This is a genomic window from Citrobacter sp. CRE-46, from assembly GCF_059615875.1.
Genome location: NZ_CM184341.1, coordinates 3478851 through 3502676, shown reverse-complemented (window position 1 = coordinate 3502676; position 23826 = coordinate 3478851). Strand labels below are relative to the sequence as shown.

The window sequence follows — 23826 nt, the reverse complement described above, 5'->3', positions numbered from 1 at the left end:
CCGGTACTCTGAACAATTAGTCGAAAATCCTTCAGGAGAAAAGCCATGAGGTGGCAACAACGTGTTCGTGTCGCAACGGGTCTAAGTTGCTGGCAGATTGTGTTGCATTTACTGGTAGTGGCATTGCTGGTAATGGGCTGGATGAGCGGCACGCTGGTGCACGTCGGCCTGGGATTATGCGTCGTTTACGGCGTAACGGTTTTATTAATGCTGGCCTTACAACGTCACCATGAACAGCGCTGGCGCGACGTGGCGGATGTGCTGGAAGAACTCACTACGACGTGGTATTTCGGTGCCGCGATGATTGTACTGTGGCTGCTATCGCGCGTGCTGCAAAACAACGTCTTGCTGGCTCTGGCGGGGCTGGTGATCCTTGCCGGACCCGCCGTGGTGTCGCTGCTGGCGAAAGACAAAAAGCTACATCACCTTGCGTCGAAACATCGCATACGCCGCTGAGCCGGTTGTGGCCGCGATCACCAACAGCGGCCACAAACTTCCCCAGACAATCTTCAGACTCGCATCCTTCAGGTAAATCTGTTTCGTGATGTCCGTAAAATGGCGGATCGGGTTTATCCACGTCAGATTCTGCAACCATACCGGCATGTTTTCGACCGGCGAGACGTAGCCTGAGAGCAATATCGCCGGCATCATAAAGACAAATACGCCGATAAACGCCTGCTGCTGGGTGGCGCACAGCGATGAAATCAGCAGACCAAAACCGACCAGCGACAGCCCATAAATCACCATCGTGAAATAGAACAGCCCCAGTGAACCGGCAAACGGAATGTGATAAGCCCAGATGCCGATCGCCAGCACAATGGTGGCCTGAAAAGTGGCCACAATCAGCGCGGGCACTGCCTTGCCGATGAAAATCTGCCAGGTGGTGAGCGGGGAGACCAGCAGTTGATCGAGCGTGCCCTGTTCGCGCTCGCGGGCCACCGACAGCGAGGTGACGATCATTACGCCGATGGTGGTGATCATGGCGATCAGCGACGGAACCACGAACCATTTGTAGTCCAGATTCGGGTTATACCAGTTACGCACCACCAGTTCGCTGTTGTTCGGTTTTGGCTTGCCGTCCATCAGCTCCTGCTGGTACTCCTTCACGATCTGCTGCAGGTAATTGGCGGCAATTTGCGCGCTGTTCGAGTTACGTCCATCGAGGATAATTTGCATGGGCGCTTGCTGGAAGGTATCCAGATTCCGCGAAAAATTGGCCGGGAAGCGCACCAGCAGCAGCGCTTTTTGCGTGTCGATGGTGGACTGGATCTCCTGTGGGCTTTTCAGTAACAGGACATGCGTAAAGGCGCTGGCGCGGGCGAAGCGCTGGGTAAGCTCCACCGAGTGTTTGCCATTGTCTTCGTTATAGATAGCGATAGTGGCGTTGGTCACTTCCAGCGTCGCGGCGAACGGGAACAGAATGACCTGAATCAGCACCGGTAAAATCAGAATGGCTCGCGTCTGCGGCTCGCGTAATAGCGATTGCAGCTCTTTACGAATTAATGTCCATAAGCGATGAAACATGCCCGTCCCCTTAATCCAGCCGACGTTTGGTTTTAAGCCACGTCAGGCCAATAAACATTACCGCCGAAGCGATTAAAAACAGCACGTTGATAATCAGCACCACCGGAATGTTGCCCGCCAAAAAAAGGCTTTGCAGGGTGCTGACGAAATAGCGCGCCGGAATAATGTAAGTCACCGCGCGGATAATCGCCGGCATGCTGTCTATCTGGAAGATAAACCCCGACAACATAATCGAGGGCAGGAAAGCGGCGTTCAGCGCAACCTGCGCGGCGTTAAATTGATTACGGGTGATGGTGGAGATAAGCAGGCCCATGCCGAGCGTACTGAGCAGGAACAGGCTGGTGATAAAAAACAGGATTAACAACGAGCCGCGATAGGGCACGCCAAGAATAAACACCGACACCAGCATACACAGCAGCATCGCCAGCATGCCTAAAAAGTAATAGGGGATCAGTTTGCACAGCAGCAGCTCGACGCGGGTAACTTCGGTAGACAACAGCGCTTCCATGGTGCCGCGCTCCCATTCACGCGCCACCACTAACGAGGTGAGGATCGCGCCAATCACCGTCATGATGATGGTTACCGCCCCGGGAATAATAAAGTGCTGGCTGATAGCCGCCGGGTTAAACCAGTAGCGGGTCTGCACATCGATTAACGGCTTAAATGATTCCCCGCGATCCTCAGCCCGTTGTTGCTGCCAAATCTGCCAGATGCCTTCGACATAACCCTGCACAAAGTTGGCGGTATTCGGTTCGCTGCCGTCAGTGATCACCTGAATAGGGGCTGTGTCGCCAGGTCGCGCCATTTGTTGGGCAAAATCTACCGGGATCACCACCAGCCCGCGAATGCGTCCGGCCTGCATTTTCTCAATCAATTCCTGACGGTTATCGCTGATGGTGGCGTCAATGTACGGCGAACCGGTCATGGTGTGGGTGAAATCCAGCGCCTCTTCGCTCTGCTGTTCGAGCAAAATTCCCACTCGTAGCTTGCTGGAGTCGAGGTTGATCCCGTAGCCGAAGATAAACAGCAGTAACAACGGGATCACCACCGCAATCAGCCAACTGCTGGGATCGCGGACGATCTGGCGCGTCTCTTTTACGCACAGCGCGCGTACGCGTCGCCATGAGAGCGCGGAGTTACTCATGCGTATGCTCCTTATCCCAGTCATTGATGAGCGTAATAAACGCCTGCTCCATGGTGGGGTCCGGCGTGTCGTTATCGGCAGCCTTTGCTTTCAGGTCGTCCGGCGTGCCGCTGGCGATCAGTTTGCCGCGATACACCAGTCCGATGCGATCGCAATATTCCGCCTCATCCATAAAGTGGGTCGTCACCATTACCGTGACGCCTTTTTCCACCATGCTGTTGATATGCAACCAGAATTCTCGACGAGTAAGGGGGTCAACCCCGGAAGTGGGTTCATCGAGAAACAGGATATCTGGCTCATGCATCAGCGAGCAGGCCAGCGCCAGACGTTGTTTAAAGCCCAGTGGTAGCTCGTCGGTAGCGTGGGAGGCGATGCTTTTCAGGCCAAATGCCTCACTCATGCGATCGATCTTCTCTTTCTGCGTCCGACCGCGCAGGCCGTAGACGCCGGAGAAAAAACGCAGATTCTGTTCAACCGTCAGGTTGCCGTACAGGGAGAATTTCTGCGCCATATAGCCCAGATGCTGACGCGCTTTGCCGGAGCTAACCTTGAGATCCATATCCAGCACCAGCGCTTTGCCGGAGGTAGGAACCAGCAGACCGCACATCATTTTAAAGGTGGTGGATTTCCCGGCGCCGTTGGGGCCTAACAGGCCAAAAATCTCGCCGCGCTGCACGGCAAAGTCTACATGGTCGGTAGCGGCAAAATCGCCAAACTTTTTGGTCAACGCTTTGGCTTCGATCACCGTTTCGCCAGGCGTGCCTTCCACGGTATGCAGGATGGCGCCCAGCGGTGACTCTGATGTTCCGGCCCCGCCGAGTAAATCGATAAAAGCATCCTCGAAACGGGGAGCGGTTTCGTTGATGGTTATCTCCGGCATACCGTTCGCGTCTTGAATCTGCTGGGCCGTGGCCTCTTTTTTCAGGATCAAACGGACGGATTTCCCCTGAATCATCCCGTCGCTGACCTGCGGCAGTTTTAACACGCGTTGCAACAGTCGGCGGTTATTTTCCTGCGGGCTGCTCATTAAAAAACTGCGTCCGGCCATCGTCTGCGTAAGCTGGGTCGGATCGCCCTGATACAGCAATTCGCCTTCATTCATCAGCAGCACATCACGACACTGTTCGGCTTCATCCAGATAGGAGGTACTCCAGAGGATCAGCATCCCGTCGCCCGCCAGTTCATGGACCATTTGCCACAACTCGCGGCGGGATATCGGGTCGACGCCCACGCCGGGCTCATCCAGCAGCAACACTTTAGGCTCGCCCACCAGCGTACAGGCAAGCCCGAGCTTCTGTTTCATGCCTCCGGAAAGCTTGCCTGCCAGTCGTCCGGTAAACGGACCCAGCGAGGTAAATTCCAGTAACCGGGCAAAGGTTTTTTCTCGCACGTCGCCGGTGACGCTGCGCAAATCGGCATAGAGATTGAGGTTCTCCATGACCGTCAAATCTTCGTACAGGCCAAATTTCTGCGGCATATAACCCAGCACGGCGTGTAGGGCGCTGTCGTCTTTGATGGGATCAAAGCCAATTACCGCAGCACTTCCGGCGTCGGGTTTTAACAAACCCGCCAGCATCCGCATCAGCGTGGTTTTGCCCGCGCCGTCCGGCCCGACAAGCCCGGTCACGTAGCCGGCATGAACGGTACAGTCGAGCGGGGCGACGGCCGGTTTTTCCATTCCGGCAAAGTTTTTCGTCAGCCCATTCAGCGTAATGACGGCGTCAGTCATGCCGCGCCTCATCGCCAAACTTTATTGTTACCGGCATTCCCTGGCGCAGCGCATCGTCTGCGTCGGTCACCACAATGCGCAGGCGATAAACCAGGTCGGTGCGCAGGTCAGGGGTCTCGACCGTTTTCGGGGTAAACTCGGCGGTAGGCGACACGAAGCCAATTTTACCGTGATAAGGCTTGTCCGGGCGGCCATCGGTGTAGAGCAGGATTTCGCGTCCTGGCTGCGCCTGGCTCAGATTTCGTTCGTCAACGTAGGCGCGAATCCAGACCGGACGCGTGAGTGATAGCGTCAGTACCGTGCCGCCTTCGTTCAGCATACTACCCGGTTCAACCGCCCGGGTGAGAATCGTGCCGTCAGACGGAGAGGTTAACGTGGTGTCATGCAAATTCAGTTCAGCCTGCGCCAGCTCAGCTTGTGCTTGTTCGAGCGTGGCTTTCGCCTGTTCAATATCCTGCACACGATTACCGCTGCGATACTGGGCGAGTTTATCCTGCGCGGATTTCAGTGAGGCCAGCGCCTGGTCACGTGATGAACGGGCGTTTTCCAGATCGTTAGCGGAGATGGTGCGGCTTTTCCACAGTCCTACCTGGCGATTGTAAAAGTTTTGCGCATAATCATAGGCGGCCTGCGCCTGTTTGACCGCCGCTGCGGTTTGCGCAATCTCTTCTTCACGATAACCGGCCAGCATCAGATCGTACTGTGCCTGGGCGGCGGCAACATTCGCTTTTGCCTGCATTAGCGCGTTTTCATACGGCGCGTGGTCCAGTTCGCCCAGCACCTGACCAGCGGTAATGGCGTCGCCTTCGTCAACCGCCAGCGAGGCCAGCCTGCCGCCGACGCGAAAACTCAGATTGACGCTACGGATATCGACGTTGCCGTAGAGCGTCAGACCGTTATCTTGCCGACTTTGATACCACCACGTTCCACCAGCAATCACGGCAACGAGGGCCGCGATAACCAGCCCGAGAACGACAGGTTTTTTCATGACTCCAGACTCCTTTGCGTTAAACCTTGCAGAATAAGATCGATGTGACAGGTAACGGTGTGCTCAATCAGCGCGGTTTTATCCTCATCAAATTGTGACCAGCCCGTACGCAACAGAATAGTTTCTTTCCCCAGACGAAAGGCCAGCACCTCGCCAAGTATGGCGTGGGTGTGCAGAATCATTTGGGTATCGTTGGCATCGCGACCAGTATAGGCAGCAATCAGGCGCGTCAGGTGGGTATGCAGCGGATTGATAACCTGGTCGTGCACCAGTTGATAAGCCGCGGTGGGTGAAAGCTGTTCGCGCGAGATAAATTTGCTCAGGTTAACGGTGTCGTCCTGGGTTAACAGCATGATCATATTTTTACAGGCGCGCAGGATAAGTTCGCGCATCGCGCCACGATCGGGCTCCGGCTGAGCAAACAGACGCTCGGCTTCTTCCGCGTGCGGGCGAAACTGTGAGCCAATAAAATCGGCAATCCACTGGGCGCAGGCGAGGTATAAATCCTCTTTTGAGCCAAAATAGTAGGTGATGGCCGCAATGTTTTGTCCGGCCTGCGCGGCGATATCGCGCGTTGTGGCGTGCAGACCATACTCGCCAAACTGCGCCAGCGCGGCGGCAATGAGCTGGTTTTTCGCTTGTTCGCCTTTGGTTGTCATGGTGGGTGTATTCATTGCGCGGCTCTGATCTTAATCAATCGATTGATTAAGATTATGACTGATGTGCAACCTTGTCCAGTCCGCGAGGTTAATTTCTGTTGAAGGGATAATTTATGCGGTACATCACAAAAACTGCTACACTCCGCCCCTTCATGACATTGTGGTTTTTGTCATCTCTATTGTGTGTATCTCCCTGAAAACGACACCGGTAACGGTCAGGGCGGTTCGGAGTTGTTATGTCTTTTGATTCCCTTGGTTTGAACCCTGAGATTTTACGTGCCGTTGCCGAGCAGGGTTACCGTGAACCTACCCCTATTCAGCAGCAGGCGATCCCCGCCGTGCTGGAAGGCCGCGATCTGATGGCCAGCGCCCAGACCGGTACGGGGAAAACAGCAGGTTTTACCCTGCCGTTGTTGCAGCATCTTGTGACTCATCAGCCGCATGGTAAAAGCCGTCGTCCGGTTCGTGCGCTGATCCTCACGCCGACTCGCGAGCTGGCGGCCCAGATTGGCGAAAACGTACGTGATTACAGTAAGTATCTCAATATTCGCTCGCTGGTGGTTTTCGGCGGTGTCAGCATTAACCCACAGATGATGAAGCTGCGTGGCGGCGTAGATGTGCTGATTGCCACCCCGGGTCGTTTGCTCGATCTGGAACACCAGAATGCGGTGAAACTGGATCAGGTTGAGATCCTGGTGCTGGACGAAGCTGACCGCATGCTGGATATGGGCTTTATTCATGACATTCGTCGCGTTCTGGCGAAACTGCCGGCAAAACGCCAGAACCTGCTGTTCTCGGCAACGTTCTCTGACGATATTAAATCGCTGGCCGAAAAGCTGCTGCACAACCCGCTGGAAATTGAAGTGGCGCGTCGTAATACCGCGTCCGAGCAGGTGACTCAGCATGTGCATTTCGTGGATAAAAAACGCAAACGTGAACTACTTTCGCAGATGATTGGTCAGGGCAACTGGCAGCAGGTGCTGGTGTTTACCCGTACCAAACACGGTGCGAACCATCTGGCGGAACAACTGAATAAAGACGGCATTCGCAGCGCGGCGATCCACGGTAACAAATCTCAGGGGGCGCGTACGCGTGCGCTGGCCGATTTTAAATCCGGTGATATTCGCGTGCTGGTGGCGACCGATATTGCCGCGCGCGGGCTGGATATTGAAGAGCTGCCGCACGTGGTGAACTACGAGTTGCCAAACGTCCCGGAAGATTACGTGCACCGTATTGGTCGTACCGGCCGCGCCGCCGCCACCGGCGAAGCGTTGTCTCTGGTGTGCGTCGATGAACACAAACTGTTGCGTGATATCGAGAAGCTGCTGAAAAAAGAGATCCCGCGTATTGCAACGCCAGGCTACGAGCCAGACCCGTCTATCAAAGCTGAGCCGATTCAGAACGGTCGCCAGCAGCGTGGCGGCGGTCGCGGCCAGGGCGGAGCAGGACGTGGCCAGCAGCCGCGTCGTCAGGATGGCGGTGCGCCAAAAGCGAAACCGCGTAGCGGCGAAGGCAAACCGGCAGGCGATAAACCTCGTCCACCGCGCCGTCCGCGCAGACCGTCTTCAGCGCAGTAATTGCGAGCCCGGCCGAAAGGTCGGGCTTTTCTTTTTGCGACACGTTTCAGAAAGTGCCACAATAGTGGCTGTTTATACAGTATTTCAGGTTTTCTCATGGCACTTACGGCTGCGCTGAAAGCGCAAATTGCCGCCTGGTACAAGGCGCTTCAGGAACAGATCCCCGACTTTATCCCCCGCGCACCGCAGCGGCAGATGATTGCTGACGTTGCGAAAACGCTCTCCGGGGAAGAAGGGCGGCATCTGGCGATTGAAGCGCCGACTGGGGTGGGGAAAACCCTGTCCTATTTAATTCCGGGAATCGCCATTGCCCGGGAAGAACAAAAAACGCTGGTGGTGAGTACCGCCAACGTCGCCTTGCAGGATCAGATCTACAGCAAAGATCTGCCGTTACTGCGCAAAATTATTCCTGACCTGCGTTTTACCGCCGCGTTCGGTCGTGGGCGCTATGTCTGCCCGCGTAACTTAGCGGCGCTTGCCAGTACCGAACCTAATCAGCAGGATCTGCTGGCTTTTCTCGACGATGACCTGACGCCAAATAACCAGGAAGAGCAAAAGCGCTGCGCCAGGCTGAAAGGCGACCTCGACACCTATAAATGGGACGGGCTGCGCGATCACACGGATATCGCTATTGATGACGGACTTTGGCAACGCCTGAGCACCGATAAGGCCAGCTGTCTGAATCGTAATTGTCACTATTATCGTGAATGTCCTTTTTTTGTCGCCCGCCGTGAGATTCAGGAAGCCGAAGTGGTGGTTGCCAACCATGCGCTGGTGATGGCCGCCATGGAAAGTGAAGCTGTTTTGCCGGAGCCGAAAAACCTGCTGCTGGTGCTTGATGAAGGACACCACTTGCCGGACGTTGCGCGCGATGCGCTGGAGATGAGTGCGGAAATCAGCGCCCCCTGGTATCGACTGCAGTTGGATCTGTTTTGTAAGTTAGTGGCTACCTGCCTTGAGCAGTTTCGCCCCAAAACCACGCCGCCGTTGGCAAATGCCGAGCGTCTGAACGGCCACTGCGAAGAACTGTATGAACTGATTTCTTCACTTAACAATATTCTTAATCTGTATATGCCTGCCACCCAGGAAGCAGAACACCGTTTTGCGATGGGTGAACTGCCAGCGGAAGTAATGGAGATATGTCAGCGCCTGGCGAAGCTCACAGAAATGCTGCGCGGTCTGGCTGAACTGTTCCTCAACGATCTCAGCGAAAAAACCGGCACTCACGATATTGTGCGTCTGCATCGGGTTATTTTGCAGATGAACCGGGCGCTGGGTATGTTCGAAGCGCAAAGCAAGCTGTGGCGGCTGGCCTCGCTGGCGCAGTCGTCAGGCGCTCCGGTGAGTAAATGGGCGACGCGTGAAGTGCGTGACGGGCAGAGCCACGTCTGGTTCCACTGCGTGGGGATCCGCGTGAGCGATCAACTGGAAAGACTGCTGTGGCGCAGCGTACCACATATTATCGTTACCTCCGCCACGCTGCGCTCGCTCAACAGCTTTTCGCGTCTACAGGAGATGAGCGGCCTCAAAGAAAAGGCCGGTGACCGCTTCGTCGCGCTGGATTCTCCGTTTAATCATGTTGAGCAAGGCAAAATTGTTATTCCTCAGATGCGCTACGAACCGTTGATAGAGAACGAAGAGCAGCATATTGCGGAAATGGCTGCCTATTTCCGCGAACAGCTGGAAAGCAAAAAGCATCAGGGCATGCTGGTGCTGTTTGCCAGCGGTCGGGCGATGCAGCGTTTTCTTGAGCACGTCGCCGATCTACGTCTGCTGTTGCTGGTCCAGGGCGATCAGCCGCGCTATCGTCTGGTGGAGCTACACCGCAAACGGGTACAAAACGGTGAGCGTAGCGTGCTGGTGGGTCTGCAATCTTTTGCCGAAGGTCTGGATTTGAAAGGCGACCTGCTGACGCAGGTGCATATTCATAAAATCGCCTTTCCGCCAATCGACAGCCCGGTAGTGATCACCGAGGGTGAGTGGCTGAAAAGCCTGAATCGTTATCCTTTCGAAGTACAGAGTTTACCGGCCGCATCGTTTAATTTAATCCAGCAGGTCGGGCGACTCATCCGTAGCCACGGCTGCTGGGGGGAAGTCGTTATTTATGACAAGCGTTTATTGACCAAAAACTACGGCAAGCGTTTACTGAATGCGTTACCCATATTTCCGATAGAGCAACCTGCTGTGCCAGACGTTATAGTAAAACCAAAAGAAAAAGCGAAACCCACGCGCCGCCGCAGGCGTTAACGATGTGAGCAACAGCAAGGAGTTATCGATGGATTACCGCAAAATCATCAAAGAGATTGGGCGAGGGAAAAATCACGCGCGTGACCTGGATAAGGATACTGCTCGCGGACTGTATACCCATATGCTGAACGGCGATGTACCGGAGCTTGAGATGGGCGGCGTACTGATTGCGCTACGTATTAAAGGCGAGGGTGAAGCGGAGATGCTGGGCTTTTACGAAGCGATGCAGAATCATACTATTCGCTTGACGCCGCCGGTTGCTAAACCCATGCCCATTGTTATTCCCAGCTATAATGGCGCACGCAAGCAGGCGAATCTGACTCCGTTGCTGGCAATTTTACTGCACAAGCTGGGCTTCCCGGTAGTGGTGCACGGCGTCAGTGAAGATCCAACCCGCGTGCTGACAGAAACCATTTTCGAACTGATGGGCATTACGCCAACGCGGCATGCGGGGCAGGCACAGGCAAAACTCGATGGTCATGAGCCGGTGTTTATCCCGGTGAGCGCGCTGTGTCCTCCGCTGGAGAAACAGCTGGCGATGCGCTGGAGAATGGGCGTGCGTAACAGCGCGCATACGCTGGCTAAACTCGCCACGCCGTTTGCTGAAGATGCCGCGCTGCGTCTTGCCAGCGTGTCGCATCCGGAATATGTATCGCGCGTGGCGAAATTCTTTAGCGACATCGGTGGCCGTGGCCTGTTGATGCACGGTACAGAAGGCGAGGTTTATGCCAACCCGCAGCGCTGTCCGCAGATAAGCCTGATCGATTCATCCGGTGTGCGAGTGTTGCAGGAGCGTCAGAGTGAGATGCCCGACGAGCCGGTACCGCTGCCAGTGGCAAAAGATCCGGAAACTACCGCGCGCTGGATTGAACGTTGTCTGGCCGGTAGCGAGCCTGTTCCGGCCTCGTTGAAAATTCAGATGGCCTGCTGCCTGGTCGCAACCGGCGAATCTTCCTCGCTGGCTGAAGGCCTTGCTCGCGTCGGGCAAAGCTTCTAATTTTCTTGTTCCCCCCGACAGGTCATTTACCAGGCCTGTCGGTTCATCCTTTGCATCAACGTGAAATTTCTGCACGTTTATTGATCTCCTGACTGCTGTGGCGCAGCATAGTTTGTTGAAAAATAAGAAACACAACAAACACGCGACACAACAGGAGATAACAATGAACAGTGGACATCGCTTCCATGTGCCAACGCTGCACGCCTTTATTCAGGCCGTTTTTCACCAGATGGGGAGTAACGAGCAGGAAGCGCGGCTGGTGGCCGATCATCTGATTGCCTCTAACCTCGCCGGGCACGACTCCCACGGCATCGGCATGATCCCAAGCTATATTCGCTCCTTCTCGCAGGGACATCTGCAGATCAACCGTCATGCCAAAGTGGTTAAAGATGCGGGGGCGGTGATTACGCTTGATGGCGATTGCGCATTTGGTCAGGTGGCGGCGCACGAGGCAATGACGCTTGGGATTGAAAAAGCGCGCCAGTACGGTATCGCCGCCGTGGCGTTACACAATTCGCACCATATCGGACGCATTGGTTACTGGGCGGAACAATGTGCGGCGGCAGGTTTTGTCTCGGTACACTTTGTGAATGTGGTGGGCATCCCGATGGTCGCGCCGTTCCACGGCCACGATAGCCGTTTTGGCACCAACCCTTTCTGCGTCGTTTTTCCGCGTAAAGATACTTTCCCGTTGTTGTTGGACTATGCAACCAGCGCCATCGCTTTTGGCAAAACCCGCGTGGCATGGCATAAGGGGGAACCGGTGGCTCCGGGATGTCTGATTGATGCCGAAGGAGCGCCGACAACCGATCCTGCTGTGATGCAGGTCTCTCCGCTGGGGTCGTTGCTGACCTTCGCTCAACACAAGGGTTATGCGTTGGCGGCGATGTGCGAAATTATGGGCGGCGCGCTTTCTGGTGGTAAAACCACACATGAGGAGAGCCTGCAGACCAGTGCGGACGCCATCATTAACTGTATGACCACCCTTATTATTAACCCGGAACTGTTCGGCGCGCCGGATTGCGATAACCAGGTCGCGGCATTTACTGAGTGGGTAAAAGCGTCCCCACATGCCGATGACGCCCCGATCCTGTTGCCAGGGGAGTGGGAGGTGAATACTCGTGAGGAAAGGCTGGAACAAGGTATTCCGCTGGATGCCGGAAGCTGGCAGGCAATCTGCGAGGCGGCGTTGCAAATAGGGATGCCCGACACCGTGTTACAGGAATTCCGTGAACGGCTGAAACACCAGGCAAAAAAAAGCCCGTCCAGTGGCGGACGGGCAAACAAAGGGTAACAAACAGGGTCAATGAGGGTTGGAGCATTGGGTCGTACAGGTAATCTTTCGGTTATTTATAGATAACCGCGGTGCCGCTCATTTTGTCGTTGCCGACAGCGGAGGTGATGTTGTAGCCCGTTGCGCCGGCAGCGGCGGCTTTCTCAGCCAGTTTTGCTTCCAGACCATCCAGCGTGGTGGCGCCATCAGCAGATACCACACCAATTTTATTCATGCTTTGTGCCTGAGTGGAGGAAACTGGCTCGGCAGCGAAAACGCCAAATGACAGGGTAGAAAGGGCGATGGCGGCAACGGCAAATTTAATATTTTTCATGATTAATCTCTCGCAGGTTTGTTCTGTTAGTCAGTGTTCTGGTAAGAAGACGTTGTTTCGTCGATGTGAGAAGTATCACGTTTTTTTATGCGAGAGAAAATCGAATAGAATTGACGGCGTCAATCAAAAAAATTGAATGACAAATAACTTATTGAATATTAATAAATTCGAAAGAGGGATTTACAGTTCTTGTCACTGCGCTTTACAGTGAAAGCGACAACGGCACATTTTGCTACACAGCATGCGAAAAAGCGTGCTCGTAAAGGAAATTATCTGCGCTGAAACGTTTGGTAAAGATAAGTCAACGTAGCTGGCTGTCTTTCGAACCTCTGCGATTATATCCTGAAAATGCTGAGTTATGTGAATCTTTATCCTGCTGACAGGCTATGCATAAGCGCACGCCTGGCACCGCCTCACGTCTGGCCTGCGGGATAGGATTACCGCACTCTTCGCATTCATACAGACTTTCCCCGGTCGGTAATTCACCACGGGCACGGGCAACAGCATCTTCAATAGTATTGTTGATCTGCTCGTTAACTGCGTCGTCATTTGCCCATCCGGATGCCATATGTACCTCCTGTTATTGTCTACAGAATTAGTATAGCGAATATGATGGCTGAGAAACGACCCCACATCAGCGGTATCAGATTTCAGACCATTCGCGCAGGAAACTGCATTCGGGATGAATGCAGTTGGGCTGAAGTGGAGGGGTTACTTATAGATAGTGGCGCTACCGTACATCTGGTTTTTACCGCCCGCAGAGTTAACGACAAAGCCTTTTGCGCCTTGCTCTTTTGCTTTCTCTGCCAGCTTGTCTTCGAGATCGCTCAGGTTAGTGGCGCCGGTAGCGAATACTGTACCTGAGGCCTGGAGCTGACCGGTTGCTGGGCTGGTGTTGGGCTGTGCGGCAAAGGATGCGAACGTCATACCGGTTAGTACGGTAGCGGCAAGTAATGTGAGGCATTTCTTCATGGTGATATCCTCTGAGAAACAACAGGTGGTGCCTGATAAGTTTAGGCCGCCAGCGGAAGACATTAACCGCAAAAAACTGGTGATAACATGTCTGTTTTTTGAACAATCGGTAAGGCAACGTCCAGGCATAAAAAATCAAATATCCTTGTTGTGTGTGTTTACCGCGTGGCGTTATGCGGGTATCTTACGCCGCTGTTAAAAGGAGAATGCTATGTCCCCCCAGAAACCGGGATTACACCCGCGTAACCGCCACAATGGCCGTTATGATCTTGCGACTTTATGCCAGGTTACACCCGAGTTGACGCAATTTCTCACCCTCACGCCCGGCGGCGAGCAGAGCGTTAACTTCGCCAATCCGCCGGCAGTGAAGGCGCTCAATAAAGCACTGCTGGCGCATTTTTATGCGGTGAAAAACTGGGATATTCCAGACGGTTTTCTGTGTCCGCCAGTTCCTGGTCGTGCGGACTACATTCACCATCTGGCCGACCTGTTAGGTGAAACGACAGGAACTATTCCGGTAAATGCGAGCGTGCTGGATGTAGGGGTTGGGGCAAACTGCATTTATCCGCTGATTGGCGTGCATGAATACGGCTGGCGATTCACCGGTAGCGAAACCAGTCGCGAAGCGTTTAACAGCGCTCAGGCGATTGTTAACGCCAATCCGGGGTTGACTCGCGCAATTCGTTTGCGCCGGCAAAAAGATGCAGCGTCAATCTTCACCGGTATCATTCATAAAAATGAGCAGTATGAAGCCACAGTATGCAACCCGCCATTCCATGATTCTGCGGCCTCAGCCCGCGCCGGAAGCGAACGTAAGCGTCGTAATCTGGGTCAGGACAAAGATGATGCGCTGAACTTTGGCGGACAGCAGCAGGAGCTGTGGTGTGAAGGCGGCGAAGTGGCGTTCATCAAGAAAATGATCGCCGAAAGCCAGGCCTTTGGCCGTCAGGTGATGTGGTTTACCACGCTGGTTTCGCGCGGTGAGAATTTACCTCCGCTGTATCACGCATTAACGGATGCGGGCGCGGTGAAAGTGGTTAAGAAAGAGATGGCCCAGGGGCAAAAGCAGAGCCGCTTTATTGCCTGGACCTTTATGGATAACGATCAGCGTCGTCGTTTTATGGCGCGTAAACGCTAGAGCGTTGGCTCCCCTGGCGGCAGTTGTTCGCTTGCCGCCGACGGAGGGCCATTCACCGGTGCAGGCAAGACCTGATACGTCTGTACCGGGGCGCGTACGTTGGCCAGATCGAAGTGTTTTTTCACCTGGCTGTCGAGCGCGAAACGTACCGTCCACTGTTTCAGCGGCAGGGTCGTAAATGAGACCCGTAGCGTGAAAGCCGTATTGGTTAACCCCACGATCCCGGCAAACGACGGTTCGCCGATAATAAGCCCGCGAATATCGTCCTTTTCCATCAGCTCAGCGACAGCGTCTTTCAACGCCTGATTGGCTTTATCCGCATCTTCATGACGGTCGACATCGTAATTGGCGACGACTGAGCCAATGCCACGCACAAAGTTGGCGAAGGTGGTTATCGATGACCAGGGAATGATATGGTACGCCCCGGTATCCTGACGCACCCCCACAGAACGAATGGACATCCTTTCAACCGTACCGGTGAGTGGACCGATAGTGACTAAATCCCCGGTGTTCATACCATTTTCGAACTGAATGAAGATCCCGGTGATAATGTCTTTTACCAGCGTTTGCGAGCCGAAAGAGATCGCCAGCCCCAGCGCCCCGGCCCCGGCCAGCAAGGGGGCGATGTTGACGCCAATTTCGGACAGCACAATCATGATGGTAATAGTGCTGATAATCACCGCCAGCGCATTGCGGAACAGCGTTAACAGCGTGCGGGTACGGGCACTGGGCAATGGGCGACCGTGTATATCGGAAGCCAGACGATTTTCAATCAGGCTGGCAAGGATCGTCCAGCCAATGGCGGAGAAGAAAAGAATCAGCGCGATACGAATCAGGATATCCACCGTTTTCTCTCCGGCGCCGTAATGCAGCCAGTTCCAGAAGTCGAACAATCCCCAGGCATTGAGCAGCAGCATCACCGCGACGCACACCGTCAGGATCCGGGCCACGCTTAACGCCGTCGACAGCCAGCCATTCAGCCGTTTTTGTAATTCCGGGTAGCTGCGCTGGGTATGTGGCGACAGGGTAATCGTTTTGGCTATCCAACGCGAAAGCATGCCGGAAACAAAGGCGGCAATGCCGATAATCACCAGGCTGCGTAACGTTGCGCCCATCATGAATTTCAGACTGTTTCCAGGGTCAAACAGCGAGAAGAAAAACAGCACAATGAAGTAAGCGCTGGCCAGCCAATGCCATACCAGCGCGAAGGCGCGGATGAACAGGCTGAAAAAGGCTAGCGATCTTTCCGCCAGATTGAGCAAATGCTGCGTGATCTCTTTCTTATTTCTGAAAATCAGATACAGCGCCCATAGCGTGATACACAGCATGATGATGACGTTTGCCATCGCACCGACCTGCACGTTAACCTGATTTGAGATAATAGGAACGGCAACAATCAGTCCGTAACCAATCAGGCTGCTTAATGAACTCAAACGGCGATTCCAGTAGCGCGCGCCGTCATCCTGAATGTTAAACGGGCGTAGCTCCGCTACCGTCGGGCAAAATATCAGACGTAAAATCGCTTTGAAGAACTCAATCAACGCAAAGGCATTGAGGAACAGACTTTGCTGGAAAGCGATGGTGCGGCTCCCGGCGTTCATTCGATCGCTCAGAATCTGCCCTATAAACAACGTTAGCGCCAGCAGTAATAAATCGATAATAAATGCGCCGACGATCATTGCCGGAAGCTGTAGCCAGTTGCTGCGTTCGCGGTTTTTCCGTCGTGCCCATTGCCCCATTTTGCGATACAGCGGCAGCGCGCACAGGCGGATCAGCCAGTAAAACCCAAACACTGACGCTGCCAGCATTAAAAAATGGGTCAGGGCATTGGTGAAGGTTTGCGGGTTAAAGGTTTTATGCGGGGCGTCGGTGATGTTGCGGTAAAGCTGGGCAAAGCGGTCGGAAAGAACTTCACTATAGTGACGACTGACATCTGTCACGTTTTCCAATACCGTTTTTTCTTCAGTTAGCGTGGGGGGGACAATCACCGGCACGGGTTCGGGAGGAGGCGTTGCCGCGACTTTGCGCAATTGACCAATCAACTCCTGGCGCGATGCTTCATTGTCCAGTACGTCAGCCAGCGCGGCGTAAGCGGCTTTCTTTTGCTCAACATCAGGCTCTTTTGCGGGGGTGGCTTGCGGGTCGGCTGAAGTCGAGGTTGTGACGCCGGGTATCGTCACCGCGTGAGACGGTATGCTCAGCAGACAAAAGAAGACCAACAGGATCCAGCGCATGACTCCTCCCATGAGAAAATAAATTCAAAAGGATAAGTATAGATGCCAGAGCGTAAGAGAATGGAAATGAGAGGATTCTGGTGAAAACCTCCCTTCGGGCGAAGGGAGGTCAATGCATCAGGAGACGTGCTGCAAGAACTCCTGTAAACGCTGGCTAGGGGGATTTTCAATCAGGGCTTGCGGATTACCGTCTTCGGCAATACGTCCCTTATCAATGAAAATCAGACGTGAGGCCACTTTTTCGGCAAAGCCGATTTCGTGGGTCACAATCACCATGGTCATTCCTTCTTCCGCCAGATCCTGCATGACTTTCAGAACTTCGTGACGCAGTTCAGGGTCAAGCGCCGAGGTTGGCTCATCAAACAGCATCATTTTCGGCTTCACTGCCAGTGCACGGGCGATAGCCACACGCTGTTGTTGACCGCCGGACAGTTCAGAAGGGTAGTGATGCGCGCGCTCGGCCAGGCCGACCTTCGCCAGCAATTCTTTCGCCAACTTCTCTGCCTGTTCTTTATTCGCCCCGCGTACGCGCTGCGGTCCAAACATGACGTTTTCCAGCGCCGTCAGGTGGGGGAACAGGTAGAACTGCTGAAACACCATCCCGGCTTCCTGGCGAATTAACCGCTCATCGACCTTGGGATCGTTGACTTTCAGACCGTCGACGATCAGATCGCCAGAGGTTATCTCTTCCAGCTTGTTAATGCAGCGCAGCAGAGTAGATTTACCGGAACCGGACGGCCCGATGATGACCACGACTTCGCCCTGCTTAATGTTCAGATCAATATTGTGCAGCACCTGGGTAGGACCAAAGTGCTTAGAAACGTTTTTAAATTCAATCACAGGATTTTCATCCTTCTTTCCAGACGACGCAGAACAAAGCTCAGCACCAGTGTAATGATCAGATAGAACACCGCAACGGCGCTCCAGATTTCCAGTGCGCGGAAGTTACCGGCAATGATTTCCTGGCCCTGGCGGGTCAGTTCAGCGACGCCAATGACGATAAACAGCGAGGTATCTTTAATGCTGATGATCCACTGGTTGCCCAGCGGCGGCAGCATACGACGCAGCGCAAGAGGCAAAATAACGTGACGGATAGTCTCTGTACGTGAAAGTCCAAGCGCCAGTCCGGCTTCACTGAATCCTTTATGGATTGAGAGCACCGCACCGCGGGTGATTTCCGCAATATAGGCACCGGAGTTGATCATAATGGTGACAACGGCGGCGCTAAAGGGGTCAATACGTAAATCGTTAAACGCCATTGGTAGAGCAAAGTAGATAAACATCACTTGCACAACGATTGGTGTACCGCGAATGACTTCGATAAACACCAGCGCTACGTGGTTGGCTATCCAACCGCCGAAAGTACGCGCAAACCCTGCTGCAAGCCCGATTACCAGGCCGCCAGCCAGACCGAGGATCGAGATCCATAAGGTCATTTTGGCGCCTTCAATCAAAAGCGGGATGGCGGGCCAGATGGCACTCCAGTCAAACTGCATATGTCGTTCCTGTTACCGTGGTGTAAATATTCAAATGCCCGTTTTGCCAGATACGCTATGCTTATCCGGTTTACAGGTCTCAAAAATCCTGGGAAAGGCCCGGTATGCATCGCGCCACCGGGCATCACTGCCAGTTATTATTTAGGTTCAGTACCGAACCATTTTTTGTAGATGTCGTTATAAGTGCCGTTCTCTTTCAGCGTTTTCAGCGCGCCGTTCACTTTCTCACGCAGGTCATTGCTGCCTTTCGGGAAGGCGATACCGTACTGCTGAGCTTCCAGCGAGTCACCTACGGCTTTGAACTGGCCGTTACCCGCGGTTTTGATGAAATAAAGAATATTTGGCGTGTCATGCAGCACGGCGTCTGCGCGGTTGGTGCCCAGTTCCATATAGGCGTTATCGATATTTGGGAACTGACGCAGGTCTTTGGTTTTGATGTTAGCTTTTGCGTAATCAACGGAACCGGTGCCGCTCTTCACAGCAACGACTTTACCGTCCAGGTCTTTCACGCTTTTAACGTCGTTATTATTCGCTTTGACCATCACTAACAGACCGCTTTTGTAGTAGCCGTCAGAGAAGTCGATCGCTTTTTTACGCTCGTCGGTGATGGTGATACCCGCCAGTGCCAGGTCGACGTTTTTGGTTTGCAGAGCAGGGATGATGCCGCTGAAATCCATTGGTTTCAGTTCATAATCCAGCTTCAATTCTTTGGCGACGGCAGCCCACAGATCCACATCAAATCCAACGTATTTGTCACCCTGTTTGAATTCAAATGGAACAAACGCGGTGTCAGTTGCGACAACCAGTTTCTTATCTGCGGCATGGGAGGACACCGCAAAAGCCAGGGTAAGTGCAGCCAGTGAAACTTTTAATACAGACTTCATAGGATTTCCTTTTATATCCACGGGGCGATCCCCTGCGAGAACATATGGCTTAATGAAAAAATCGTGCCACTTTTGCAACTCATTGTTTTAAAAAGAAGGTATTTCTTTTCTCTGCACAATAAGTAGGGCAAAGTGGATAATCTGCACTATTTTGGGGCACTCATTTGGTGCGTACCTGACACGGTGCAAACGGTATGACTATTTAGCGTAAAAATTGTTGATAAAACAATCTTTCGTTAACGATTGTGTGAGGTGATTATTACAATTAATTTACTTTGGGGTGGCGAATGATCAATGTTATGCACCATAGATGTGCAAAACCCCCGCCGGAGCGAGGGTTTTATAGGTAATTCTTATGACTACAGTTATTCAATGTTGGCTTCGATAAACCACAGGAATTTGTCGAGATCGCGTGACGCAGCGGTGAAGATATCCGCTGTATCTTCGTCTTTTGCTTCGCTAATGGCTTTACGTACGCTGTTGGCGACCACTGCATAACGATCGGCCAGCTCTTTTAAGTGGTCCTGTACGCTATGGATATCCAGCGGATAGCTTTTTAGCGGCGTTTTGCTGTTAATGACCTGGGTTGTACCCAATGCCACACCGCCTAACTGTACGGCGCGCTCAGCCATGGTATCGAGATGATCGGTCAGGGCAGTACGGAAGCCATCCAGCATTTCATGGACAGCAATAAAGTTCGCGCCGCGCATGTTCCAGTGAGCCTGTTTAGTGATCAACGACAGGTCGATGAACTGGATCACTTGCTGATTCAGCAGTTCTACCGTTGCTTTCTTTTCGCTGTCTGTCACATCGTTGCGAGTATAAACGAGGGCGGATGCTTTTGTTTTTACCAGTTTTGCGGTACTCATATTTTCATATCCTCTTGATATTTATGTCCCAACTCTTCAACGGAAATAAGTATAGCGCTAATTTTGGATTTATTTTTCCGGTGTTACCTATTACTTTAATAGCGAAGAGAGGAGCGGATAATAAAAATCTATTAAAATCATTAGCATAACTGGTTTGATTGTCGCGCAATGTTATTTTTATGTTAATGTGGAAATTAAAAGAAATAGGCGAATAAGAAAAATCTATTTATTAGAAAAATTATCACGAAGATTTACAATTGGATATTCTGCATGATTATGCAAACCATGCAGAATATTAAGGGGTTAATTCACGTCAACTTGCTTAATTTGCGGTTCTTTGCGAATAGTGAGTGTAGAACCCATTGATGCGGCAATAATCGCCCCCAGGGCCAGCGTCTGGATAAGCGTTAGCGTTTCACCGAGGAAGATCATTCCCGAAACCGCAGCCAGCGCGGGCTCCATGCTCATTAACGTACCAAAAGTCCGCGTTGGCAATCGCGTTAGTGCGATCATCTCTAATGAGTAGGGGAGCGCGGTGGAGAGTACGGCCACGGCCAGTCCCAACGGCAGTATTGACCAGTGCCACAGGGCATCGCCGGTCTGAATCGCGCCAATGGGAACAAAAATCAGCGCAGCGATTAATGAACCAACCGCTACGGTTGCCGGACCGTGTTCCGCGCCGGCACGCTGCCCGGTGAGAATATAAACGGCCCAACAGGCGCCAGCTCCCAGCGCCAGCGCTGCGCCGGTTAAATCCACATGAGAAACGTCCTGGCCAAGCGGTAACAGGAACCAAAGCCCAAGAACGGCCAGCGCAACCCAAATAAAATCTACAGGGCGTCGGGATGAAAACAGCGCCACTGCAAGCGGGCCGGTAAACTCCAGCGCCACGGCAATTCCCAGCGGGACAGTCTGAATAGACAGATAAAAGAGGTAGTTCATCCCGCCAAGAGACAGACCATAAAACAGCAGCGGCAGGCGCTGTTCTTTGGCAAAACGTAAACGCCAGGGTTTAAAGAAGGCGATAAGGATGAGCGTGCCCAGCGCGAGGCGCAGCGCGGTAACGCCAGGCGCACCGACGAGAGGGAACAGCGATTTTGCCAGTGATGCTCCGCTTTGAATGGAGGACATAGCAATAAGCAAAACTAAAATAGGTAACCAAACTGGCGCTTTTCGTAACGACCCCGGCATCCTTTCTCCTGACAAATGATGGTACATCTCTTCATCTGCGCGGCGTTGCGACGCGGATGGCAAAATGTATAGAAAAGTAAAACAGCGAGTGTAATGGAAATACACTCAACTGGTTGAGTATTGGTTGAAAAAAAAATTCTTCAGATCCGTACAATGGTACGAAATTGGTGGATTAATAATCTGCGTGATTAGGAATTATCTGGATGAATGTGTCGTATTGTGCGCGCAATAATGGCTCATTAGATTAAAAAAGTGGTGTAAATTGAAAGGTATAGCTGGCTTGTGAAATGTTTTGTTACATGAAAGAGCCCGTTAGACACCGCGAATCGCAAAGAGTTTCCCATCAATTTTTGTTATATTTAAAACTTAGGATTTACTTGAAGCACATTTGAGGTGGTTATGAAAAAAATTGCATGTCTTTCAGCACTGGCCGCTGTTCTGGCTTTCTCCGCAGGTACTGCTGTAGCTGCTACTTCTACCGTTACTGGTGGTTACGCTCAGAGTGATGCTCAGGGCGCAGCGAACAAAATGAACGGTTTCAACCTGAAGTATCGCTACGAGCAGGACAACAACCCGCTGGGTGTAATCGGTTCCTTCACTTACACTGAAAAAGACCGTACCGATGCTTCTGGCGACTACAACAAAACCCAGTACTACGGCATCACTGCGGGTCCGGCTTACCGTCTGAACGACTGGGCAAGCATCTACGGTGTAGTGGGTGTTGGTTACGGTAAATTCCAGAACGCAGCATCTCCGGCTGACAACCACACCACCAGCGACTACGGTTTCTCTTACGGTGCTGGTCTGCAGTTCAACCCGATCGAAAACGTTGCTCTGGACTTCTCCTATGAGCAGAGCCGTATTCGTAGCGTTGACGTTGGCACCTGGATCGCTGGCGTGGGTTACCGCTTCTAATCACTTCGGTGATATAAAAAATCCGCCTTTTGAGGCGGATTTTTTTTGCGTGTAATTTAGAGATTAACGAGATTTGGTCTCAAAGATATCGGTACCCAGATGGTTGTAATCCACCTTCTGCAGTTTGAAGTTGGTGATATACACCGGTCCGGCTTTCTTCTCTGAGATAAAACGGTAGCTGTTGGTAATTTCCTTCGCGCTGATCCCCGTCCATTGAGAGAAAAAGCTGAGGAAATCATTGGCAGAGCGACGGGCTTTGATCACCCGATGCGCTTTATCATCGCTTGACAGCACCATAAAAGGTACCTGGAAATTCTGCTGGAACCGATCGTCATGCGCCAGGTACTGCACCTCTTTTCCCCGCTCTTTAAAGGCGAGGCCATGATCGGAGAAATAGACCATCGAGAAGCTATTGCCGCTGTTACGTAATTGCTCGTAAAGCTGGCGCAGCAGGTCATCCGTCTGCGTCATGGTGTACAGATAGCAAGATGTCTCTTTTGACTGAACGAAGGTCTCGTATTTTCCTTGCGTACGGTCGCAGGCCTGCGGATGTGAATCCATTAAATGCAGCACGATGAGCTGCGGCTGAGTGCGCTCGGTTGCCAGCACCTGGGCGGTCATCTTTAACAGTTCTTCGTCACGGGTATTTTTATCTGCTTCGAAATCACCATTTTTGAGGAAGTGCACTTCATCAGCCCGCTTTGCGATACTGGCGATAGCCGTATCGTATTCACCAATCTGCCCCTGATTGGAAAACCACCATGTCTGGAATCCCGCGCGGTTAGCCAGAGTGACAAAGTTATCCTGGAACTGCGGCTTATTATCAACGACCCGATTAAGCGTTAAGCCAAGCGATTTTTGCGTTGAACCGCTTGCGGCAATGTAATCTGCGAACAGATAGCCGTTAACGGAACTGGCAAACGGGGTGTTATCCCAGTGACCGCCAAACGCGCCTAATGCATCGCGGCGGGCGCTTTCACCAATGACCACGACATAGGTGTGATACTTTGGCTTCACGGCGGTTACTGTCCAACTGTCTTTCACACTCGACAGCTTCGCCATGCGCTCCTGTTCATCGAGCACTTCGTTATTATTGACGATCACGTCTTTGGCGAAGCGGAAAACCGGATAACCGGTGTCCTTAAGCTTGAACACGCCGCCCCAGGCCAGGTTTTGTACCGGGGTAACAAAAAACGCGACGACGCTAAACAACAAGCACAGACTGTCGTACTTATTCCAACTGCGCTTCTGCGCTTCTTTTTTACGGCGTACGGCGATAACGCCGAGGGCAAAAATAAATACCCCAACCAGATAATTGTACCAGGGGAAGATGGTCAGGATCTCGGTGGACTCTTCCATATTGGTTGAATGCAGCGCCAGCAACGTATTGAAGTTAGGCGAACCGTAAGCCTGACCAAACGGAAAGTACATTGCCGCAATAAGTGAGCAAATGCCGATCAGCACTTTCTGCGCGCGCGGCGCGCTGCGCCACAGCAGTATTAATATACAGGTGAAAGCAACGCTGTAGAGCAAGCTAAGCGGATAGCCCAACGCCAGGTTGATCAGCATAGACTGTAAGAAATAGAGGCCAGTCCACGGACTAATGGCCCGGCTACGAGCAATGATTGAATCTTTGAGGGTTAAATTCATACGCC

Annotated in this window: 22 protein-coding genes; 7 read left to right on the top strand and 15 right to left on the bottom strand. The window is 52.8% G+C overall.

The window, feature by feature from the left end; genetic code table 11:
- Positions 1-45: 45 nt before the first annotated feature.
- Positions 46-456 carry a YbhQ family protein gene (locus tag AC534G_RS17160; RefSeq protein ID WP_006685384.1) on the top strand — a complete coding sequence of 137 codons (411 nt, stop codon included), beginning with the start codon at positions 46-48 and terminating at the stop codon, positions 454-456.
- Here the strand turns inward: AC534G_RS17160 and AC534G_RS17155 are convergent.
- From AC534G_RS17155 to cecR, 5 genes are read right to left on the bottom strand one after another with little or no spacing between them, the layout of a single operon-like run.
- On the bottom strand, positions 418-1524 hold the full coding sequence (locus AC534G_RS17155; RefSeq protein WP_110498537.1) for an ABC transporter permease: 1107 nt from the start codon (positions 1522-1524) through the stop codon (positions 418-420). The genes AC534G_RS17160 and AC534G_RS17155 overlap by 39 nt on opposite strands.
- Before the next feature lie 10 nt (positions 1525-1534).
- Entirely contained in the window at positions 1535-2668 is a 1134-nt protein-coding gene (locus AC534G_RS17150; RefSeq protein ID WP_038639081.1) for an ABC transporter permease, read from the bottom strand.
- Positions 2661-4397 carry an ATP-binding cassette domain-containing protein gene (locus tag AC534G_RS17145; RefSeq protein ID WP_085047471.1) on the bottom strand — a complete coding sequence of 579 codons (1737 nt, stop codon included), beginning with the start codon at positions 4395-4397 and terminating at the stop codon, positions 2661-2663. Before AC534G_RS17145 ends, AC534G_RS17150 begins: the two co-directional genes overlap by 8 nt.
- Positions 4390-5385 carry a secretion protein HlyD gene (gene hlyD / locus AC534G_RS17140; RefSeq protein WP_069323206.1) on the bottom strand — a complete coding sequence of 332 codons (996 nt, stop codon included), beginning with the start codon at positions 5383-5385 and terminating at the stop codon, positions 4390-4392. The genes AC534G_RS17145 and hlyD overlap by 8 nt, the downstream gene beginning before the upstream one ends.
- Positions 5382-6059, bottom strand: coding sequence for a transcriptional regulator CecR (gene cecR, locus AC534G_RS17135; protein WP_061381910.1), 678 nt, complete (start codon positions 6057-6059; stop codon positions 5382-5384). Before cecR ends, hlyD begins: the two co-directional genes overlap by 4 nt.
- Before the next feature lie 221 nt (positions 6060-6280).
- Between cecR and rhlE the strand changes: the two genes are divergently transcribed.
- The 4 genes from rhlE (at position 6281) to AC534G_RS17115 (ending at position 12159) form a co-directional block, all read left to right on the top strand.
- Positions 6281-7621, top strand: a complete 1341-nt coding sequence (gene rhlE, locus AC534G_RS17130; RefSeq protein WP_069323207.1) for an ATP-dependent RNA helicase RhlE — start codon at positions 6281-6283, stop codon at positions 7619-7621.
- A gap of 96 nt (positions 7622-7717) precedes the next feature.
- Complete coding sequence (gene dinG, locus AC534G_RS17125) at positions 7718-9868, top strand: ATP-dependent DNA helicase DinG (protein ID WP_110498536.1); 2151 nt, start codon at positions 7718-7720, stop codon at positions 9866-9868.
- Positions 9869-9896: 28 nt separating this feature from the next.
- On the top strand, positions 9897-10865 hold the full coding sequence (ybiB, locus tag AC534G_RS17120; RefSeq protein ID WP_069323209.1) for a DNA-binding protein YbiB: 969 nt from the start codon (positions 9897-9899) through the stop codon (positions 10863-10865).
- A gap of 163 nt (positions 10866-11028) precedes the next feature.
- Positions 11029-12159 (top strand): malate/lactate/ureidoglycolate dehydrogenase, encoded by a 1131-nt coding sequence (locus AC534G_RS17115; RefSeq protein ID WP_110498534.1) that lies wholly within the window; start codon positions 11029-11031, stop codon positions 12157-12159.
- Positions 12160-12211: 52 nt separating this feature from the next.
- On the opposite strand, the gene ybiJ is transcribed toward AC534G_RS17115, so the two are convergent.
- The 3 genes from ybiJ to mcbA all read right to left on the bottom strand — a co-directional run bounded on the left by ybiJ (position 12212) and on the right by mcbA (position 13444).
- Positions 12212-12472: a DUF1471 family protein YbiJ gene (gene ybiJ, locus AC534G_RS17110; RefSeq protein WP_006685371.1), complete on the bottom strand. Its 261-nt coding sequence runs from the start codon at positions 12470-12472 to the stop codon at positions 12212-12214.
- A gap of 301 nt (positions 12473-12773) precedes the next feature.
- Positions 12774-13040, bottom strand: coding sequence for a DksA/TraR family C4-type zinc finger protein (locus AC534G_RS17105; RefSeq protein ID WP_003831562.1), 267 nt, complete (start codon positions 13038-13040; stop codon positions 12774-12776).
- A gap of 143 nt (positions 13041-13183) precedes the next feature.
- A complete protein-coding gene (gene mcbA, locus AC534G_RS17100) occupies positions 13184-13444 on the bottom strand; it encodes a DUF1471 family periplasmic protein McbA (protein WP_069323210.1) in 261 nt (86 codons plus the stop codon).
- A 211-nt stretch (positions 13445-13655) separates the two neighbouring features.
- On the opposite strand from mcbA, the gene rlmF reads away from it, so the two are divergent.
- Positions 13656-14582 (top strand): 23S rRNA (adenine(1618)-N(6))-methyltransferase RlmF, encoded by a 927-nt coding sequence (gene rlmF / locus AC534G_RS17095; RefSeq protein WP_110498533.1) that lies wholly within the window; start codon positions 13656-13658, stop codon positions 14580-14582.
- Here rlmF and ybiO read toward each other — a convergent pair.
- The 6 genes from ybiO to rhtA all read right to left on the bottom strand — a co-directional run bounded on the left by ybiO (position 14579) and on the right by rhtA (position 21256).
- A complete protein-coding gene (ybiO, locus tag AC534G_RS17090) occupies positions 14579-16816 on the bottom strand; it encodes a mechanosensitive channel protein (protein ID WP_038639109.1) in 2238 nt (745 codons plus the stop codon). The genes rlmF and ybiO overlap by 4 nt on opposite strands.
- A gap of 117 nt (positions 16817-16933) precedes the next feature.
- Positions 16934-17656 carry a glutamine ABC transporter ATP-binding protein GlnQ gene (gene glnQ / locus AC534G_RS17085; RefSeq protein ID WP_042309588.1) on the bottom strand — a complete coding sequence of 241 codons (723 nt, stop codon included), beginning with the start codon at positions 17654-17656 and terminating at the stop codon, positions 16934-16936.
- The gene (glnP, locus tag AC534G_RS17080; protein ID WP_110498532.1) at positions 17653-18312 is read right to left on the bottom strand and encodes a glutamine ABC transporter permease GlnP; all 660 of its coding nucleotides are present in this window, start codon (positions 18310-18312) and stop codon (positions 17653-17655) included. Before glnP ends, glnQ begins: the two co-directional genes overlap by 4 nt.
- A 137-nt stretch (positions 18313-18449) precedes the next feature.
- The gene (glnH, locus tag AC534G_RS17075) at positions 18450-19196 is read right to left on the bottom strand and encodes a glutamine ABC transporter substrate-binding protein GlnH (RefSeq protein WP_110498531.1); all 747 of its coding nucleotides are present in this window, start codon (positions 19194-19196) and stop codon (positions 18450-18452) included.
- Positions 19197-19561: 365 nt separating this feature from the next.
- A complete protein-coding gene (gene dps, locus AC534G_RS17070) occupies positions 19562-20065 on the bottom strand; it encodes a DNA starvation/stationary phase protection protein Dps (RefSeq protein WP_038639118.1) in 504 nt (167 codons plus the stop codon).
- A gap of 303 nt (positions 20066-20368) precedes the next feature.
- Positions 20369-21256, bottom strand: a complete 888-nt coding sequence (gene rhtA, locus AC534G_RS17065; RefSeq protein WP_038639121.1) for a threonine/homoserine exporter RhtA — start codon at positions 21254-21256, stop codon at positions 20369-20371.
- A 399-nt stretch (positions 21257-21655) separates the two neighbouring features.
- On the opposite strand from rhtA, the gene ompX reads away from it, so the two are divergent.
- Complete coding sequence (gene ompX / locus AC534G_RS17060; RefSeq protein ID WP_003035257.1) at positions 21656-22171, top strand: outer membrane protein OmpX; 516 nt, start codon at positions 21656-21658, stop codon at positions 22169-22171.
- Positions 22172-22234: 63 nt separating this feature from the next.
- On the opposite strand, the gene AC534G_RS17055 is transcribed toward ompX, so the two are convergent.
- The gene (locus AC534G_RS17055) at positions 22235-23821 is read right to left on the bottom strand and encodes a phosphoethanolamine transferase (RefSeq protein WP_496594437.1); all 1587 of its coding nucleotides are present in this window, start codon (positions 23819-23821) and stop codon (positions 22235-22237) included.
- Between the last annotated feature and the right edge of the window lie 5 nt (positions 23822-23826).

Excerpts from the sequence above, each read along its gene's own strand:
- AC534G_RS17160 (WP_006685384.1), top strand. The coding sequence starts at position 46 with ATGAGGTGGCAACAACGTGTTCGTGTCGCAACGGGTCTAAGTTGCTGG.
- AC534G_RS17155 (WP_110498537.1), bottom strand. The coding sequence starts at position 1,524 with ATGTTTCATCGCTTATGGACATTAATTCGTAAAGAGCTGCAATCGCTA.
- AC534G_RS17150 (WP_038639081.1), bottom strand. The coding sequence starts at position 2,668 with ATGAGTAACTCCGCGCTCTCATGGCGACGCGTACGCGCGCTGTGCGTA.
- AC534G_RS17145 (WP_085047471.1), bottom strand. The coding sequence starts at position 4,397 with ATGACTGACGCCGTCATTACGCTGAATGGGCTGACGAAAAACTTTGCC.
- hlyD (WP_069323206.1), bottom strand. The coding sequence starts at position 5,385 with ATGAAAAAACCTGTCGTTCTCGGGCTGGTTATCGCGGCCCTCGTTGCC.
- cecR (WP_061381910.1), bottom strand. The coding sequence starts at position 6,059 with ATGAATACACCCACCATGACAACCAAAGGCGAACAAGCGAAAAACCAG.
- rhlE (WP_069323207.1), top strand. The coding sequence starts at position 6,281 with ATGTCTTTTGATTCCCTTGGTTTGAACCCTGAGATTTTACGTGCCGTT.
- dinG (WP_110498536.1), top strand. The coding sequence starts at position 7,718 with ATGGCACTTACGGCTGCGCTGAAAGCGCAAATTGCCGCCTGGTACAAG.
- ybiB (WP_069323209.1), top strand. The coding sequence starts at position 9,897 with ATGGATTACCGCAAAATCATCAAAGAGATTGGGCGAGGGAAAAATCAC.
- AC534G_RS17115 (WP_110498534.1), top strand. The coding sequence starts at position 11,029 with ATGAACAGTGGACATCGCTTCCATGTGCCAACGCTGCACGCCTTTATT.
- ybiJ (WP_006685371.1), bottom strand. The coding sequence starts at position 12,472 with ATGAAAAATATTAAATTTGCCGTTGCCGCCATCGCCCTTTCTACCCTG.
- AC534G_RS17105 (WP_003831562.1), bottom strand. The coding sequence starts at position 13,040 with ATGGCATCCGGATGGGCAAATGACGACGCAGTTAACGAGCAGATCAAC.
- mcbA (WP_069323210.1), bottom strand. The coding sequence starts at position 13,444 with ATGAAGAAATGCCTCACATTACTTGCCGCTACCGTACTAACCGGTATG.
- rlmF (WP_110498533.1), top strand. The coding sequence starts at position 13,656 with ATGTCCCCCCAGAAACCGGGATTACACCCGCGTAACCGCCACAATGGC.
- ybiO (WP_038639109.1), bottom strand. The coding sequence starts at position 16,816 with ATGCGCTGGATCCTGTTGGTCTTCTTTTGTCTGCTGAGCATACCGTCT.
- glnP (WP_110498532.1), bottom strand. The coding sequence starts at position 18,312 with ATGCAGTTTGACTGGAGTGCCATCTGGCCCGCCATCCCGCTTTTGATT.
- glnH (WP_110498531.1), bottom strand. The coding sequence starts at position 19,196 with ATGAAGTCTGTATTAAAAGTTTCACTGGCTGCACTTACCCTGGCTTTT.
- dps (WP_038639118.1), bottom strand. The coding sequence starts at position 20,065 with ATGAGTACCGCAAAACTGGTAAAAACAAAAGCATCCGCCCTCGTTTAT.
- rhtA (WP_038639121.1), bottom strand. The coding sequence starts at position 21,256 with ATGCCGGGGTCGTTACGAAAAGCGCCAGTTTGGTTACCTATTTTAGTT.
- ompX (WP_003035257.1), top strand. The coding sequence starts at position 21,656 with ATGAAAAAAATTGCATGTCTTTCAGCACTGGCCGCTGTTCTGGCTTTC.
- AC534G_RS17055 (WP_496594437.1), bottom strand. The coding sequence starts at position 23,821 with ATGAATTTAACCCTCAAAGATTCAATCATTGCTCGTAGCCGGGCCATT.